The sequence below is a fragment of the Streptomyces actinomycinicus genome, from assembly GCF_016741775.1.
GTDB classification, from domain to species: domain Bacteria; phylum Actinomycetota; class Actinomycetes; order Streptomycetales; family Streptomycetaceae; genus Streptomyces; species Streptomyces actinomycinicus.
On record NZ_JAERRK010000013.1, the window covers coordinates 85,166 to 100,457 of the forward strand.

The window sequence follows — 15,292 nt, forward strand, 5'->3', positions numbered from 1 at the left end:
GTTCACCGTTTACACGGCCGAGACGGGCCGTACCCGCCCACCCGGGCTATGTCCACGGCGGACAACCGGCCGCCCCGACAACGCCCACATGGAGCATGCCCACCCCGCAGAACCGGTCTTAGCCTGCGAGAAAAGAAGGTATGCGTCCGTAAACGCACCGCCCGGAACCGCCCGGGACCGCCCGGTACGCAAGATCATCAGGGAGCCCCCCATGACCGCACTTCCGCAGGAGCGCCGCGTCGTCACCGCCATCCCCGGCCCGAAGTCGCAGGAGCTGCAGGCCCGCCGCATCGCCGCGGTCGCCCAGGGCGTGGGCTCCGTGCTGCCCGTCTTCACCACGCGCGCCGGCGGCGGCATCATCGAGGACGTCGACGGCAACCGCCTCATCGACTTCGGCTCCGGCATCGCCGTGACCAGCGTCGGCGCCTCCGCCGAGGCCGTCGTGCGGCGCGCCAGCGCCCAGCTCGCCGACTTCACCCACACCTGTTTCATGGTCACCCCGTACGAGGGCTACGTGGAGGTCGCGGAGGCGCTGGCCGAGCTGACCCCGGGTGACCACGCCAAGAAGTCCGCGCTGTTCAACTCCGGCGCCGAGGCCGTCGAGAACGCCGTCAAGATCGCGCGCGCCTACACCAAGCGGCAGGCCGTGGTCGTGTTCGACCACGGTTACCACGGGCGTACCAACCTCACGATGGCGCTCACCGCGAAGAACATGCCGTACAAGCACGGCTTCGGTCCGTTCGCCCCCGAGGTGTACCGCGTCCCGGTCGCCTACGGCTACCGCTGGCCCACCGGTGCGGAGAACGCCGGCCCCGAGGCCGCCGCGCAGGCCATCGACCAGATCACCAAGCAGGTCGGCCCGGACAACGTCGCCGCGATCATCATCGAGCCGGTGCTCGGCGAGGGCGGCTTCATCGAGCCGGCCAAGGGCTTCCTCCCGGCGATCCGGCAGTTCGCCGCCGACAACGGGATCGTCTTCGTCGCCGACGAGATCCAGTCCGGCTTCTGCCGCACCGGTCAGTGGTTCGCCTGTGAGGACGAGGGCATCGTCCCGGACCTCATCACCACCGCCAAGGGCATCGCCGGCGGCCTGCCGCTGGCCGCCGTGACCGGTCGCGCCGAGATCATGGACGCCGCGCACGCCGGTGGCCTCGGTGGCACCTACGGCGGCAACCCCGTCGCCTGCGCGGGTGCGCTCGGCGCCATCGAGACGATGAAGGAGCTGGACCTCAACGGCAAGGCGAAGCGCATCGAGGAGATCATGAAGGGTCGCCTCACCGCCATGGCCGAGAAGTTCGACATCATCGGTGACGTGCGGGGCCGCGGCGCGATGATCGCCATCGAGCTGGTCAAGGACCGCACCACCAAGGAGCCGAACCCGGAGGCGACCGCCGCCCTCGCCAAGGCCTGCCACGCCGAGGGCCTGCTGGTCCTCACCTGCGGCACCTACGGCAACGTGCTGCGCTTCCTGCCCGCGCTGGTCATCGGCGAGGACCTCCTCAACGAGGGTCTCGACATCATCGAGCAGGCGTTCGCGCGCATCTGAGCAGCTGGTCTGCACCTGTGAAGGGTGCCTGCGGCAGGCCGTGTGAAGAACGTGTGCGGGGTGGATGACGGGAGCGGATTCCGTCTGCCCAAGCGACCCGGCCTGCCGTAGGTTCTATCCAGATGAGAGATACACCCCGCTCACAGGGGACTGTGGGCGGATTCAGGCCGGGGCCTCCCCAGCTACGGCCTGGTCGTGCCCTCGCGCACACATCCGGCGCCTGAAGGCTCCGGGATCTCCTCACCGATCGGACGGTCGCCGCCCCAAACCCCCCGGGGCGCGCGACGTTCCGGTCCGGACGGCCGCCTCGGAACCACCCCCCCCTGTTCCGGGGCGGCCGACCTCCTCCTCCCCGGGTGTCTCTGCCAAGCTGGGCGCCGTGTCGACCTCAGTCCGCCGCACCCTGTCCCTCGGTGTCCCGGCCGTCCTGTTCGCCCTGATCACCTGGCAGGTCGCGGCCCGCGGCCCGCTGCTGCGCCTGGACGCCCGCGCCAGCCGTGCCCTCGTCCGTCCGGACCGGCCCTCCGAGCTGCTCTCCGACCTCGGCAACATGCAGGTCGCCCTCCCCGTGCTCGCCGCGGCCCTCGGGTACGCGGCCTGGCGCGGCCGCGGTGCCGGTGCGGACCGGTGGTGGCTGCCGCCGCTCGGCGCGGCCCTCCTGATGGCTCTGGTCCCGGCGATCGTCGTACCGCTGAAGGACTGGACCGCCCGCCCGGGGACCCCTGTGGTGGCCCCGGGCGTCGGCTACTTCCCGTCCGGTCACACGGCGACGGCGATGGTGGCGTACGGCTCCGCGGCCCTGCTCCTGCTGCCCTGGCTCCGCTCGCCCGCTGCCCGCCGTACCGCTGTCGCCGGCTGTGCGGCGCTCGTCCTCGGGGTGTCGTACGGTCTGGTGCGCCGGGGCTGGCACTGGCCGCTGGACGTGGTGGCCAGCTGGTGTCTGTGCACCGTGCTGCTGGCCACCCTCGCCCCGGTGATCAGCCGAAGTAGGCGTCGAAGTTCTTCTGGAACTCCCAGTTCGCATAGCGGTCCCAGTTCACCGACCACGTCATCAGACCGCGCAGTGCGGGCCAGGTCCCGTGGGTCGCGTACGAGCCGCAGTCCGTCCTCTTCGTGAGGCAGTCCAGCGTCTTGGTGACCTCGGCCGGGGAGACGTGGCCGTTGCCCGCGTTCGTCGACGCCGGCATGCCGATGGCGACCTGGTCGGGGCGCAGCGGCGGGAAGACGTTGTCCGGGTTGCCGGCGACCGGGAAGCCGGTGAGGAGCATGTCGGTCATGGCGATGTGGAAGTCGGCGCCGCCCATGGAGTGGTACTGGTTGTCCAGGCCCATGACCGGGCCCGAGTTGTAGTCCTGGACGTGCAGCAGGGCGAGGTCGTCGCGCAGGGCGTGGATCACCGGGAGGTAGGCGCCGCAGCGCGGGTCCTGGCCGCCCCACTTGCCGGTGCCGTAGTACTGGTAGCCGTTCTGCACGAAGAACGTCTCCGGGGCCATCGTGAGCACGAACGCCGAGCCGTACCTGGCCCTGAGGGTCTTCAGTGCCGAGATGAGGTTGACGATCACGGGTGTGGTCGGGTTCCTGAAGTCCGTGTCGTTCGCGTCGAGCGACAGCGAGTGCCCCTCGAAGTCGATGTCCAGGCCGTCGAGGCCGTAGGTGTCGATGATGTGCGAGACGGAGGAGACGAAGGTGTCCCGCGCGGCCGTCGTGGTCAGCCGGACTTGGCCGTTCTGGCCGCCGATCGAGATGAGCACCTTCTTGCCGGCCGCCTGCTTGGCCTCGATCGCCGCCTTGAAGTCGGCGTCGCTCTCCGCGTTCGGGCATTCGGTGACCGGACAGCGGTTGAACCGGATGTCCCCGGAGGTGACCGAGGTGGGTTCGCCGAAGGCCAGGTCGATGACGTCCCAGCTGTCGGGGACGTCGGACAGGCGGGTGTAGCCGGCGCCGTTGGCGAAGCTCGCGTGGAGGTAGCCGACGAGGGCGTGGGCGGGCAGACCGCCCGGGCCGCCGCCCGTGCCGGCCCCGGTCGTCGCGGTCACCACGGCGGACTTCGCGGACTCGCCGGCGCCGTTGACCGCCGTCACCTGGAAGCCGTACGCGGTCGAGGCGGCGAGTCCGGAGACGGTCGCCGAAGTCCCGGTGACCGTCTGGGCCTTGACCCCGTCGCGGTAGACGGCGTAGCTCGTCGCGCCCGGCACCGCCGACCAGGACAGGCCGACGGAGGACGAGGTGACGGAGGTGGTCCGCAGGCCGGCCGGGGCGGCGGGGGGCTGCCCGGTGCCGCCCCCGCCGGGGCCGACCAGGGTGAGGTCGTCGGCGTAGTAGGCGCCGGTGCCGTACCAGCCGTGCGTGTAGATCGTGACCTTGGTGGTGCCGGATCCGGTACGGAAGGTGGTGCTCAGCTTCTGCCAGTCGGACGCGGACTGGGTCCAGGCGGAGACGTCGGTGGTGCCGGTGCCGTCCGCGCCGAGGTAGACGTAGGAGCCGCGGACGTATCCGGACAGCGTGTACTGGGCGTCGGGCCGGACGGTCACCGTCTGGCTGCACCGGGCGTTGTCGCTGCCCGCCGGGGTGGCCCGCAGCGCGGAGGTTCCGCCGTGCACGGGCGAGTCGACCGTCGTACCGGCCGTGCAGGTCCAGCCGGTCAGGCCGGACTCGAAGCCGCCGTTGACCGCGACGTCCGTGTCGGCCGCACGGGCGGCCGACGAGAGCGCGGTGACGCCGGGGACGGCCAGCAGGGCGGCCGTGATCAGGGTGAGGACAGGTCTCGCGCGTACCACAAGTGCCTCCGGACGCCGGGGAATTGGAGGGGGAAGGAACCGCGCTCAACTTGGTCCAGACCAATTCGCTTGTCAAGCCCCGCGGCACCGATCCGGCGCGCCCGGCCGGCGCCGGTCCGGCCCCCCGGGAACTCAGTCGTCGGCCAGGCCGACGGCGGCCTCGTGCATCGCCAGTTCCAGCAGCGCCGGATCGGTCAGCAGGCCGGAGCCGTCCGGCGGCACCAGCCAGCGCACGGCGCGGGTCGCCCGGCCCGGATACGGCACCACGATCCAGGTGCCGTGGCCGGCGCTGCGGATGCCGGTGCCCAGCCAGCGGGCCGCGGTGCCCGGCGGCACGAAGAACCCGACCCGGTTGTCGCCGAAGTCGACGAGCACCGGGCCGGGCCGGTCGAGGATGCGGGTGAGCACGTCCAGGGTGGGATAGCCGAGGTCACCCGGCAGGATCAGGACGTCCCAGGCCTTGCCGGCGGGCAGCAGGGCGACCCCGAGGGGGTTGCGTTCCCACTCCCAGCGGCAGGCCTCGGGATCCGGCGTTACGGACACCAGCCATTCGAGCGCGGTCTTCGGCCCGGTCATGGAAAGGCCCCCTCTCTGTCACGGACGCGGTCACGTCCACGAGGGAGAGGGGGGCCGTCCCGGCGCATTACGCGGGTTGACCCGACCCGTTCGGGTGAGCCGGGTCACACTTCAGCTGTCGAAGCCCAGCCCCAGCCGGTCCATGGTCCGCAGCCAGAGGTTCCGCCGGCCGCCGTGCGCGTCCGCGCGGGCCAGGGACCACTTGGTGAGGGCGATCCCGGTCCAGGCGAAGGGCTCCGGCGGGAACGGCAGCGGCTTCTTGCGGACCATCTCCAGCCGTGTGCGCTCGGTGTCCTCGCCGTCCAGCAGGTCCAGCATCACGTCGGCGCCGAAGCGGGTCGCGCCGACACCGAGCCCGGTGTAGCCCGCCGCGTACGCCACCTTCCCCTGGTGGGCCGTACCGAAGAACGCCGAGAAGCGGGAGCAGGTGTCGATGGCGCCGCCCCAGGCGTGGGTGAATCGGACGCCCTCCAACTGCGGGAAGCAGGTGAAGAAGTGGCCGGCGAGCTTCGCGTACGTCTCCGGCCGGTCGTCGTACTCCGCCCGGACCCGGCCGCCGTAGTGGTGGATCGCGTCGTACCCGCCCCAGAGGATGCGGTTGTCGGCGGACAGCCGGAAGTAGTGGAACTGGTTGGCCGAGTCCCCGAGTCCCTGCCGGTTCTTCCAGCCGATCGAGGCCAGCCGGTCGGCGCTGAGCGGCTCGGTCATCAGGGCGTAGTCGTAGACGGGGACGGTGTACGACCGCACGCGCCGCAGCAGGCTCGGGAAGATGTTGGTGCCGAGCGCGACGGTCCGCGCGCGGACGGCGCCGTACGGCGTGCGTACGGCCATCCCGGCACCGTACTGCTTCAGGGTCAGGGCGGGCGTGTGCTCGTAGACCCGCACCCCGAGCCTGATGCAGGCCTGCTTCAGCCCCCAGGCCAGCTTCGCCGGGTGGAGCATGGCCACGCCCCGGCGGTCCCACAGGCCTGCCTCGAAGGTGGGTGAGTTCACCTGCTCGCGCACGGCGTCCGCGTCCAGGAACTCGATGCCGTCGGCCAGGCCCTTCTCCTCCAGCTCGCGGTGCCAGTCGCGCAGTTCCCAGGCCTGGTAGGTCTCGGTGGCGACGTCGATCTCACCGGTGCGCTCGAAGTCGCAGTCGATGCCGTGCCGGGCCACTGCGGCCTCGATCTCGTCGAGGTTGCGCCGGCCAAGCTCCTCCAGCGTGTTGATCTCGTCCGGCCAGCGGGCGAGGCCGTTGGGCAGGCCGTGCGTGAGGGAGGCGGCGCAGAAGCCGCCGTTGCGGCCGGAGGCGGCCCAGCCCACCTCGCGGCCTTCCAGCAGGACCACATCGCGCTGCGGGTCGCGCTCCTTGGCGTTCAGCGCGGTCCACAGTCCGCTGTAACCGCCGCCGACGACCAGCAGGTCGCAGGTCTCGGTGGTGGTCAGGGCGGGCTCGACCTGCGGCTTGCCGGGGTCTTCCAGCCAGTACGGGACCGGCTGGGCTTCGGAGAGAGAGGCGATCCAGTTGTCTTTGCCACGGCTCATGGCGCTTGGGGCCATGATTTCAACTCCCTACGGGGCTTATGCCTTTTGCTTGTTACGGCGATTGGTGACGACCATCGAGGTCAGGACGAACAGCACGGCGATGAGGAACATGGCCGTACCGATCACGTTGATCTGCACGGGAGTTCCGCGCTGCGCCGACCCCCAGACGAACATCGGGAAGGTGACGGTCGAACCGGCGTTGAAATTGGTGATGATGAAATCGTCGAAGGAGAGCGCGAACGACAGCAGCGCGCCGGCGGCGATCCCGGGTGCCGCGATGGGCAGGGTGACCCGCAGGAAGGTCTGCACCGGACCGGCGTACAGGTCCCGGGCGGCCTCTTCCAGGCGCGGGTCCATCGACATCACGCGGGCCTTGACGGCGGTGACGACGAAGCTCAGGCAGAACATGATGTGCGCGATCAGGATCGTCCAGAAGCCGAGCTGGGCGCCCATGTTGAGGAACAGGGTGAGCAGCGAGGCGGCCATGACGACCTCGGGCATCGCCATCGGCAGGAAGATCAGCGAATTCACGGCGCCGCGGGCGCGGAAGCGGTAGCGGACCAGCGCGAAGGAGATCATCGTGCCGAGGACGGTGGCGCCGACCGTCGCCCACACCGCGATCTGGAGACTGATGGACAGCGAGCCGCACATGTCGGCGACTCCGCACGGGTCCTTCCAGGCGTCCGTGGAGAACTGCTGCCACTCGTAGTTGAAGCGCCCCTTCGGCTTGTTGAAGGAGAACACGGTGACGACGACGTTCGGCAGCAGGAGATAGCCGAGGGTCAGCAGTCCGGCGATGACGACGAGACGGCGCTTGAGCCAGTTGACGAAGGGCATTTAGACCAGGTCCTCCGTCCCGGACCGGCGGATGTAGATCGTGACCATGGCCAGGATGCCGGCCATGAGGATGAAGGAGAGGGCCGCGGCCGTCGGATAGTCCAGGATGCGCAGGAACTGCGTCTGGATGACGTTTCCGATCATGCGGGTGTCGGTGGAGCCGAGGAGTTCGGCGTTGACGTAGTCACCGGCCGCCGGGATGAACGTCAGCAGCGTGCCGGAGACGACGCCCGGCATCGACAGCGGGAAGGTCACCTTGCGGAAGGTGGTCCACGGCTTGGCGTACAGATCGCCGGCCGCCTCGTGCAGCCGCCCGTCGATCCGCTCCAGCGAGGTGTAGAGCGGCAGGATCATGAACGGCAGGAAGTTGTACGTCAGACCGCAGACGACCGCGAGCGGTGTGGCGAGGACCCGGTCGCCGGCCGTCCACCCGAGCCAGCTGGTCACGTCCAGGACGTGCAGCGAGTTCAGGGTGTGCACGACCACGCCGCTGTCCGCGAGGATCGTCTTCCAGGCGAGGGTGCGGATCAGGAAGCTGGTGAAGAACGGCGCGATCACCAGGATCATGATCAGGTTCTTCCAGCGGCCGGCGCGGAAGGCGATCAGATAGGCCAGCGGGTAGCCGAGCAGCAGGCAGAGCACGGTCGCGGCGGCGGCGTAGGAGACGGACCGCAGGAACTGCGGCCAGTACTCGCCGAGCGCGTCCCAGTAGGTCGCGAAGTGCCAGGTGACCTTGTAGCCGTCCTCCAGGGAGCCCGTCTGCACGGACGTGGAGGCCTGGTAGATCATCGGCAGGGCGAAGAAGACGATCAGCCAGAGCATGCCGGGCAGCAGCAGCCAGTACGGCGTGAACCGGCCGCGCTTGCGCGGGGGCTTGTGCTCCGGCTCCGCGGGGGCGAGCGGCGCGGGCGCCTCGGTGAGCGTGGACATCAGGCGGCGACCTCTTCCTCGGTGCCCGCGTCGATGTCCTGGGCCGCGTCGAGGCCGAAGGTGTGGGCCGGGCTCCAGTGCAGGACGACGTCGGCGCCCGGCAGCAGCCGGCCGTCGCGCTCGACGTTCTGCACGTACACCGAGAACTCGTCGCAGACGGGGGTGTCGATCACGTACTGGGTGGAGACGCCGATGAAACTCGCGTCGGCGATCTTGCCGTTGAGGCGGTTGCGGCCCGCCGGGATCTCGCCCGCGTCGTCGGCGTGCGTGAGCGCGATCTTCTCGGGGCGGATGCCGACCAGCACCTTGCCGCCGGCCGTCGCGGGGGCGGAACAACGCTCCGCGGGCAGCACCAGCTTGCCGCCGCCGGCCTTCAGCACGATGTCGTCGCCGTTGCTGGTGTCGACCTCGGCCTCGATGAGGTTGGAGGTGCCGAGGAAGTTCGCGACGAAGGTGGTCTGCGGGTTCTCGTACAGCTCCGTCGGGGCGCCGAGCTGCTCGACCCGGCCCGCGTTCATCACGGCGACCGTGTCGGCCATGGTCATGGCCTCCTCCTGGTCGTGCGTGACGTGGACGAAGGTGATGCCGACCTCGGTCTGGATGCGTTTCAGCTCCAGCTGCATCTGGCGGCGCAGCTTCAGGTCCAGGGCGCCGAGCGGCTCGTCGAGGAGCAGCACCTTGGGGTGGTTGATCAGGGCACGGGCCACCGCGACGCGCTGCTGCTGGCCGCCGGAGAGCTGGTGCGGCTTCTTGCGCGCCTGCTCGCCCAGCTGGACCAGCTCCAGCATCTCCTCGACCTGCTTCTTCACGCTCTTGATGCCGCGCCGGCGCAGGCCGAAGGCGACGTTCTCGAAGATGTCCAGGTGCGGGAAGAGTGCGTAGGACTGGAAGACGGTGTTGACCGGTCGCTTGTACGGCTGGAGGTAGGTGACGTCCTGGTCGCCGAGGCAGACCGTGCCCGTCGACGGCTCCTCCAGGCCCGCGATCATGCGCAGCGTGGTGGTCTTGCCGCAGCCGGATGCGCCGAGCAGGGCGAAGAAGGAGCCCTCGGGCACGGTCAGGTCCAGCGGGTGCACGGCGGTGAAGGAGCCGTACGTCTTGGAGATTCCGGAGAGGCGGACGTCGCCGCTGTTGTCTGGTGTCGTCTTCATCGTCGTCACGCCCCTGTGAGCTTCGCGAACTTCTCTTCGTAGGTCGTCTCTTCCTTCTGGCTCAGGGAGCGGAAGGCGTGGGACCTCGCCTGCATGGCCTTGTCGGGGACGATCAGCGGATTGCCCGCCGCGTCCTCGTCGATCTTCGCAAGGTACGGTTTCACACCGTCGACCGGTGTCACGTAGTTGATGTAGGCGGCGAGCGCGGCGGCCTGCGCGGGTTCGTAGTAGAAGTCGATGAGCCGCTCGGCGTTCGTCTTGTGACGGGCCTTGTTGGGGATGCACAGGTTGTCGGTCGACGTCATGTAGCCGCTGTCCGGGATGACGAAGTCCACGTCCGGGCTGTCCGCCTTGAGCTGGACCACGTCACCCGCCCAGGCGACACAGGCCGCGAGGTCGCCCTTGGTGAGGTCGGACGTGTAGTCGTTGCCGGTGAAGCGGCGGATCTGACCCTTGTCGACGGCCTTCTGGAGGCGGGCGATCGCCGCGTCGAAGTCGTCGTCGGTGAACTTCGCCGGGTCCTTGCCCATGTCGAGCAGGGTCATGCCCATGGAGTCGCGCATCTCCGACAGGAAGCCGACGCGCCCCTTCAGCTTCGGGTTGTCGAGCAGGTCGGAGACCGACTTCACCTCGACGCCGTCGAGTGCCTTCTTGTTGTAGGCGATCACGGTGGAGATGCCCTGCCAGGGGTACGAGTACGCCCGCCCGGGATCCCAGTCCGGGTCGCGGAACTGGGGCGACAGGTTGGTGTAGGCGTGCGGCAGGTGGGACGGGTCCAGCTTCTGCACCCAGCCCAGGCGGATCAGCCGGGCGGCCAGCCAGTCGGTGAGGACGATGATGTCGCGGCCGGTGTCCTGGCCCGCGGCGAGCTGCGGCTTGAGCTTGCCGAAGAACTCGTTGTTGTCGTTGATGTCCTCGGTGTACTTGACCGTGATGCCGGTCCGGCGCCGGAAGGTGTCGAGCGTCGGGTGGCCCTTGCCCTTGTCGTCGACGTCGATGTACTCGGTCCAGTTGGAGAAGTTCACCACCTTCTCCTGTGCCGAGTGGTCCTGGGCCGAGGTGCCGCCCTGGCTCTTTCCGGCCGCGGGGATCCCGCAGGCGCTCAGTGCCCCGAGGCCGCCGGCCGCGAGTGCGCCGCCCGCGGAGGCCCGCAGCAGCGAGCGGCGGGTCATGGCGGCCCTGCCGTTGCGCAGACTGCGCCGCATGGCGGCCGCTTGGGCCGGGGTGAGGCGGTCGGGCTGGTACTGCTCCATGCGCGTGGTGCCCTTTCGGGAGGGGTCGGCCTGGTCCGGCCCGGTCGTCTCTATCGGTCCCCGAAGATGGTGCGGTGCCAGTCCTTCCTGGCAACCGCGGTGTTGTCGAACATTACGTGCTTGACCTGCGTGTATTCCTCGAATGAATACGCCGACATGTCTTTGCCGAAGCCCGAGGCCTTGTAACCGCCGTGCGGCATCTCGCTGATGATCGGGATGTGGTCGTTGATCCAGACACAGCCCGCCTTGATCTCGCGGGTGGCCCGGTTGGCGCGGTACACGTCGGTGCTCCACGCCGAGGCGGCCAGACCGTAGGGGGTGTCGTTGGCCAGCCCGATGCCCTCATCATCGCCATCGAACGGCAGAACGACCAGTACGGGACCGAAGATCTCCGACTGGACGATCTCGCTGTCCTGGGCCGCGTCGGCGATCAGGGTGGGCCGGTAGTAGGCGCCGTTCTCCAGGTCGCCCTTCGGGGCCTCGCCTCCGGTGACCACGCGCGCGTAGGCACGCGCCCGGTCCACGAAGCCCGCGACCCGGTCCCGCTGGACGTGCGAGATGAGCGGCCCGAGGTCGGTGCCGGGAGCGAAGGGGTCGCCGAGGCGTACGGTCTCCATCAGGGCGGCCGTCCGCTCCACGAAGGCGTCGTAGAGCGGGCGCTGCACGTACGCGCGCGTGGCGGCCGTGCAGTCCTGCCCGGTGTTGATGAGGGCACCGGCGACCGCGCCGTGCACGGCGGCCTCCAGGTCGGCGTCGTCGAAGACGACGAACGGCGCCTTGCCGCCCAGCTCCAGATGCAGCCGCTTGACGGTCGCGGTGGCGACCTCGGCGACGCGCTTGCCGACGGGGGTGGACCCGGTGAAGGAGGTCATGGCCACGTCGGGGTGGCCGACCAGGTGCTCGCCGGCCTCCTTGCCGGTCCCGGTGACGATGTTGATCACACCGTCCGGGATGCCCGAGTCGGTGGCGGCCTGGGCGAAGAGCAGCGAGGTGAGCGGGGTCAGCTCGGCGGGCTTCAGGACGATGGTGTTGCCCGCGGCGATCGCCGGGAGGATCTTCCAGGCGGCCATCTGGAGCGGATAGTTCCAGGGTGCGATGGACCCGACGACCCCGATGGGCTCGCGCCGGACGTAGGAGGTGTGGTCGCCCGAGTACTCACCGGCGGACTGCCCCTGCAGATGCCGGGCCGCGCCCGCGAAGAAGGCGGTGTTGTCGATGGTGCCCGGCACGTCGAACTCGCGGGTGAGCTTGAGCGGCTTGCCGCACTGGAGGGACTCGGCGCGGGCGAACTCCTCGGCGCGTTCGGCGAGCACGGCGGCGAACCGGTGCAGGGCGTCCGAACGCTCGCCCGGGGTGGCGGCGGCCCAGCCGGGAAAGGCGGCCCGGGCCGCGGCGACGGCCGCGTCGACGTCGTCCCGGCCGGCCAGTTCGTAGGTGTACACCCCCTCGCCGGTCGCGGGGTCGACCACGGTGTGGGTCTGCCCCGAGGTGCCCTTGGTCAGGCGGCCCGCGATGAACTGCGCGCCGTCCGCGAAGCGGTCCTGCGCGGGGAATCGTTCCGGGGTGGCGGTGCCCGGGTTGTGCATGTCGCTCTCCTCCGCCGTGCGCCCCGTCCCGGGGGGTGGGTGGCGTAGCTCCAGCTCGATTTGAGTGCCGATCCTGACAGAGCACCTAGCGTCCAACAAGTGATTCCGTTGTTGCCTTTTGGTTACGCGACGGAATCTGTCGACCAGATGTCGAGTCGTCGCGGAAAAGGACGGACGGAGTGTCAGTGGTGCGTGCCACACTCGCATGCATGGGAAAGATCGACGGGGTGGACGCCCTGATCAAGGAGGTCCGGGCGGGGTCCCGGGTCAGGTACCTCCACTTCTGGGGGCACCGGCCGCTGCCGGACGGCCGCATCGGCGCGAGCTGTCTGAGCCAGTGGTGGCCGTCACCGTTCGTGGTCGACGGGATCTCCTACGCGACGGCCGAGCACTGGATGATGGCGGCCAAGGCCCGGCTGTTCGAGGACGCGGAGGCGGAGCGGCTGGTCCTGGCCGCGGAGCATCCCGCCGAGGCGAAGAAGGCCGGCCGGCTGGTCCGGGGTTTCGACGACGCGGTGTGGGAGCGGGAGCGCTTCCGGATCGTGGTCGAGGGCAGCGTGCACAAGTTCGCGGCCCACGAGGACCTGCGGACGTTCCTGCTGAACACCGGGAACCGGGTGCTGGTGGAGGCCAGTCCCGTGGACCGGGTGTGGGGCATCGGGCTGGCCGCGAACGACGAGGCGGCCATGCACCCCGAGCGCTGGCGGGGCCCGAACCTGCTGGGCTTCGCCCTGATGGAGGCACGCGAGCGGTTGGCGGGGGCCGGGGCCTGAGCGGTCTCCGTCCCGGTCACCCGGCCGGTCGTCGGGGCGGATGTCAGGAGTTCGGCGCGGATGTCAGGGGTCCGGGGAGGATGTCAGGAGTTCGCCGCGATGGCGAACGCGAACAGCACGGCCACCAGGACGATCCCCACGGCACCGCAGATGATGCCGGCCAGCGCCACGCCCGGGTTGGACGCCTCGCCCCGGCCGGCCTTGCCGCGGCCGATGCCGCCGAAGATCACCGCAAGGATGCCGAGCACCAAAGCCACCGGCCACATCAGGAAGCCGACCGCCGACAGGATGCCCAGCACCAGCGAGGCGGTGCCCATGCCGTTGCTCGCCGGCAGCTGCATGCCGACGGGCCAGCCGTAGCCGTTCCCGGTGGGGTACGGGACGTACGGGGTCTGCTGCGGCCCCGGATAGCCGTACGACGGGGCGGTGCCCGGGTAGCCGTAGGGCACCTGCCCGGGACCGTCGGGGGCGATGGGCGGCGGGGGCACCGGTTCCGCTCCCCCGTGGGGTGCGGCGGCAGAGGCCGGCGGGGCGTAGGGCGCCGCGAAGCCGGCGGGCGGGGCGAACGGATTCGCCGGAGCCGCCGCCCCGGACGCGGGGGGCGCGAAAGTGTTCGGCTGGGGGCCGGAGGGGGCCGGAGGCGCGAACGGGTTCGGCTGCGGCAGGGAGGGGGCCGGAGGCGCGAACGGGTTCGGCTGGGGCACGGAAGCCGAGGGCGGGGCGAACGGGTTCGGCTGGGGGGTGGAAGCCGAGGGCGGGGCGAACGGGTTCGGCTGGGGGGTGGAAGCGGAGGGAGCGGGGGCGGCGGAGCCGCCGGCCGGGCTGGCCCAGGGCGCGGGCGCGGCGGCGGGTGCGGCCGGGGCCGTCGGCAGGGAGGTCAGTGTCTGCTGGTCGTGGACCGAGGCCGGTCCGGGAGCCGCACCGACCGTCGCCCCCGGAGGCACGTCCGAGGGCGCCGCGTCCGGCGGGCCCCCGCCGGTCGCCGGGGCCGCCCCGGCGACCGCGCCTTCCTTGTCCAGCGAGACCCGGGACAGCGCGGCCGGCTGTCCGGAGGTCTGCTCCCCCGGCGTGGACTGCGGCGCCTCGTCGGACATCGTGAAAGAACCCCTCTGCTGGACCTGCCGCCATGCTACGGGCAGGCCGGTGCGCCAGGGACCGCGGCCTACGATGATCCGGCGTCACCGATCAGCCGATCACCGCGCCCCGGCGGCCGACGCCGTACCGCGGGCGCCCTTCCCGGGGAGGACCCCTTGACCGACAGCTCCGTACCCGCCACCGGCACCGCCGACCGCGATCTGCGCACCTTCATCGCCGGGCTGCCCAAGGCCGAACTGCACGTCCACCACGTCGGCTCCGCCTCCCCCCGGATCGTCTCCGAGCTGGCCGCCCGCCACCCCGACTCCAAGGTGCCCACCGACCCCGAGGCGCTGGTCGACTACTTCACCTTCACCGACTTCGCGCACTTCATCGATGTGTACCTGTCGGTCGTGGACCTGATCCGCACCCCGGAGGACGTCCGGCTGCTCACCTACGAGGTGGCCCGCGACCTGGCCCGGCAGCAGGTCCGGTACGCCGAGCTGACCATCACCCCGTTCTCCTCCACCCGGCGCGGGATCGAGGACAAGGCCTTCATGACCGCGATCGAGGACGCCCGCAAGTCCGCCGAGGCCGAGTTCGGGACCGTGCTGCGCTGGTGCTTCGACATTCCCGGCGAGGCCGGGCTGGAGTCGGCGGAGGAGACCGCGCGGCTGGCCACCGACGACCGCGTCCGCCCGGAGGGCCTGGTGTCGTTCGGGCTCGGCGGGCCGGAGATCGGCGTACCCCGGCCGCAGTTCAAGCCGTACTTCGACCGGGCCATCGCCGCCGGACTGCACTCCGTGCCGCACGCCGGCGAGACGACCGGCCCGGAGACGGTGTGGGACGCGCTGAACGAGCTGGGCGCCGAGCGGATCGGCCACGGCACCAGCTCCGCGCGGGACCCGAAGCTCCTCGCACACCTGGCCGAGCACCGGATCCCGCTGGAGGTCTGCCCGACCTCCAACATCGCCACCCGCGCGGTCCGCACGCTGGAGGAGCACCCGATCAAGGAGTTCACCCGGGCCGGGATCCTGGTCACGATCAACTCCGACGACCCGCCGATGTTCGGCACCGACCTGAACAACGAGTACGCGGTGGCAGCCCGGCTCCTGGAGCTGGACGAGCGGGGTCTCGCCGGCCTCGCTAAGAACGCCGTCGAGGCCTCGTTCCTGGACCCGGCCGGCAAGGCGCGGATCGCCGAGGAGATCGACACCTACACCGCCGCCTGGCTGGCCGGCTGAACGCAGGGGCCGGGCACA

At 70.6% G+C, this 15,292-nt stretch carries 11 protein-coding genes and 2 pseudogenes; 4 read left to right on the plus strand and 9 right to left on the minus strand.

All coding sequences use genetic code 11. The annotated features are described in order from the left end of the window. Positions 1-211: 211 nt before the first annotated feature. Both gabT and JK359_RS23850 read left to right on the plus strand, forming a co-directional pair. Positions 212-1,546, plus strand: a complete 1,335-nt coding sequence (gabT, locus tag JK359_RS23845; protein ID WP_201839207.1) for a 4-aminobutyrate--2-oxoglutarate transaminase — start codon at positions 212-214, stop codon at positions 1,544-1,546. 379 nt (positions 1,547-1,925) lie between these two features. Beyond that, positions 1,926-2,582, plus strand: a pseudogene (locus JK359_RS23850) (phosphatase PAP2 family protein); the annotation flags it as partial. Here the strand turns inward: JK359_RS23850 and JK359_RS23855 are convergent. The 8 genes from JK359_RS23855 to JK359_RS23890 all read right to left on the minus strand — a co-directional run bounded on the left by JK359_RS23855 (position 2,524) and on the right by JK359_RS23890 (position 12,183). Continuing rightward, the gene (locus JK359_RS23855; RefSeq protein WP_201839210.1) at positions 2,524-4,323 is read right to left on the minus strand and encodes a chitinase; all 1,800 of its coding nucleotides are present in this window, start codon (positions 4,321-4,323) and stop codon (positions 2,524-2,526) included. The pseudogene JK359_RS23850 and the gene JK359_RS23855 sit on opposite strands and share 59 nt — an antisense overlap. A 132-nt stretch (positions 4,324-4,455) precedes the next feature. Then, entirely contained in the window at positions 4,456-4,899 is a 444-nt protein-coding gene (locus JK359_RS23860) for a bifunctional DNA primase/polymerase (RefSeq protein ID WP_201839213.1), read from the minus strand. A 111-nt stretch (positions 4,900-5,010) separates the two neighbouring features. Next, the gene (locus JK359_RS23865) at positions 5,011-6,441 is read right to left on the minus strand and encodes an NAD(P)/FAD-dependent oxidoreductase (protein WP_201839215.1); all 1,431 of its coding nucleotides are present in this window, start codon (positions 6,439-6,441) and stop codon (positions 5,011-5,013) included. Positions 6,442-6,462: 21 nt separating this feature from the next. Further along, on the minus strand, positions 6,463-7,263 hold the full coding sequence (locus JK359_RS23870; protein ID WP_201839217.1) for an ABC transporter permease: 801 nt from the start codon (positions 7,261-7,263) through the stop codon (positions 6,463-6,465). Beyond that, complete coding sequence (locus JK359_RS23875) at positions 7,264-8,193, minus strand: ABC transporter permease (protein ID WP_201839219.1); 930 nt, start codon at positions 8,191-8,193, stop codon at positions 7,264-7,266. After that, entirely contained in the window at positions 8,193-9,353 is a 1,161-nt protein-coding gene (locus JK359_RS23880) for an ABC transporter ATP-binding protein (protein WP_201839221.1), read from the minus strand. The genes JK359_RS23875 and JK359_RS23880 overlap by 1 nt, the downstream gene beginning before the upstream one ends. Beyond that, complete coding sequence (locus JK359_RS23885) at positions 9,350-10,597, minus strand: polyamine ABC transporter substrate-binding protein (protein WP_201839223.1); 1,248 nt, start codon at positions 10,595-10,597, stop codon at positions 9,350-9,352. Before JK359_RS23885 ends, JK359_RS23880 begins: the two co-directional genes overlap by 4 nt. Positions 10,598-10,647: 50 nt before the next feature. After that, positions 10,648-12,183: a gamma-aminobutyraldehyde dehydrogenase gene (locus JK359_RS23890; RefSeq protein ID WP_201839225.1), complete on the minus strand. Its 1,536-nt coding sequence runs from the start codon at positions 12,181-12,183 to the stop codon at positions 10,648-10,650. A 209-nt stretch (positions 12,184-12,392) separates the two neighbouring features. On the opposite strand from JK359_RS23890, the gene ybiA reads away from it, so the two are divergent. After that, positions 12,393-12,956, plus strand: a complete 564-nt coding sequence (gene ybiA, locus JK359_RS23895) for a riboflavin biosynthesis intermediates N-glycosidase (RefSeq protein WP_201839228.1) — start codon at positions 12,393-12,395, stop codon at positions 12,954-12,956. An 83-nt stretch (positions 12,957-13,039) separates the two neighbouring features. Here the strand turns inward: ybiA and JK359_RS39305 are convergent, their stop codons facing one another. Beyond that, positions 13,040-14,050, minus strand: a complete 1,011-nt coding sequence (locus tag JK359_RS39305; protein ID WP_236678329.1) for a DUF4190 domain-containing protein — start codon at positions 14,048-14,050, stop codon at positions 13,040-13,042. Between the two features lie 24 nt (positions 14,051-14,074). On the opposite strand from JK359_RS39305, the pseudogene JK359_RS23905 reads away from it, so the two are divergent. Continuing rightward, positions 14,075-15,274: pseudogene (locus JK359_RS23905) on the plus strand (adenosine deaminase). The last annotated feature ends 18 nt before the right edge of the window (positions 15,275-15,292 follow it).

Excerpts from the sequence above, each read along its gene's own strand:
- gabT (WP_201839207.1), top strand. The coding sequence starts at position 212 with ATGACCGCACTTCCGCAGGAGCGCCGCGTCGTCACCGCCATCCCCGGC.
- JK359_RS23860 (WP_201839213.1), bottom strand. The coding sequence starts at position 4,899 with ATGACCGGGCCGAAGACCGCGCTCGAATGGCTGGTGTCCGTAACGCCG.
- JK359_RS23865 (WP_201839215.1), bottom strand. The coding sequence starts at position 6,441 with ATGGCCCCAAGCGCCATGAGCCGTGGCAAAGACAACTGGATCGCCTCT.
- JK359_RS23870 (WP_201839217.1), bottom strand. The coding sequence starts at position 7,263 with ATGCCCTTCGTCAACTGGCTCAAGCGCCGTCTCGTCGTCATCGCCGGA.
- JK359_RS23875 (WP_201839219.1), bottom strand. The coding sequence starts at position 8,193 with ATGTCCACGCTCACCGAGGCGCCCGCGCCGCTCGCCCCCGCGGAGCCG.
- JK359_RS23885 (WP_201839223.1), bottom strand. The coding sequence starts at position 10,597 with ATGGAGCAGTACCAGCCCGACCGCCTCACCCCGGCCCAAGCGGCCGCC.
- JK359_RS23890 (WP_201839225.1), bottom strand. The coding sequence starts at position 12,183 with ATGCACAACCCGGGCACCGCCACCCCGGAACGATTCCCCGCGCAGGAC.
- ybiA (WP_201839228.1), top strand. The coding sequence starts at position 12,393 with ATGGGAAAGATCGACGGGGTGGACGCCCTGATCAAGGAGGTCCGGGCG.
- JK359_RS39305 (WP_236678329.1), bottom strand. The coding sequence starts at position 14,050 with ATGTCCGACGAGGCGCCGCAGTCCACGCCGGGGGAGCAGACCTCCGGA.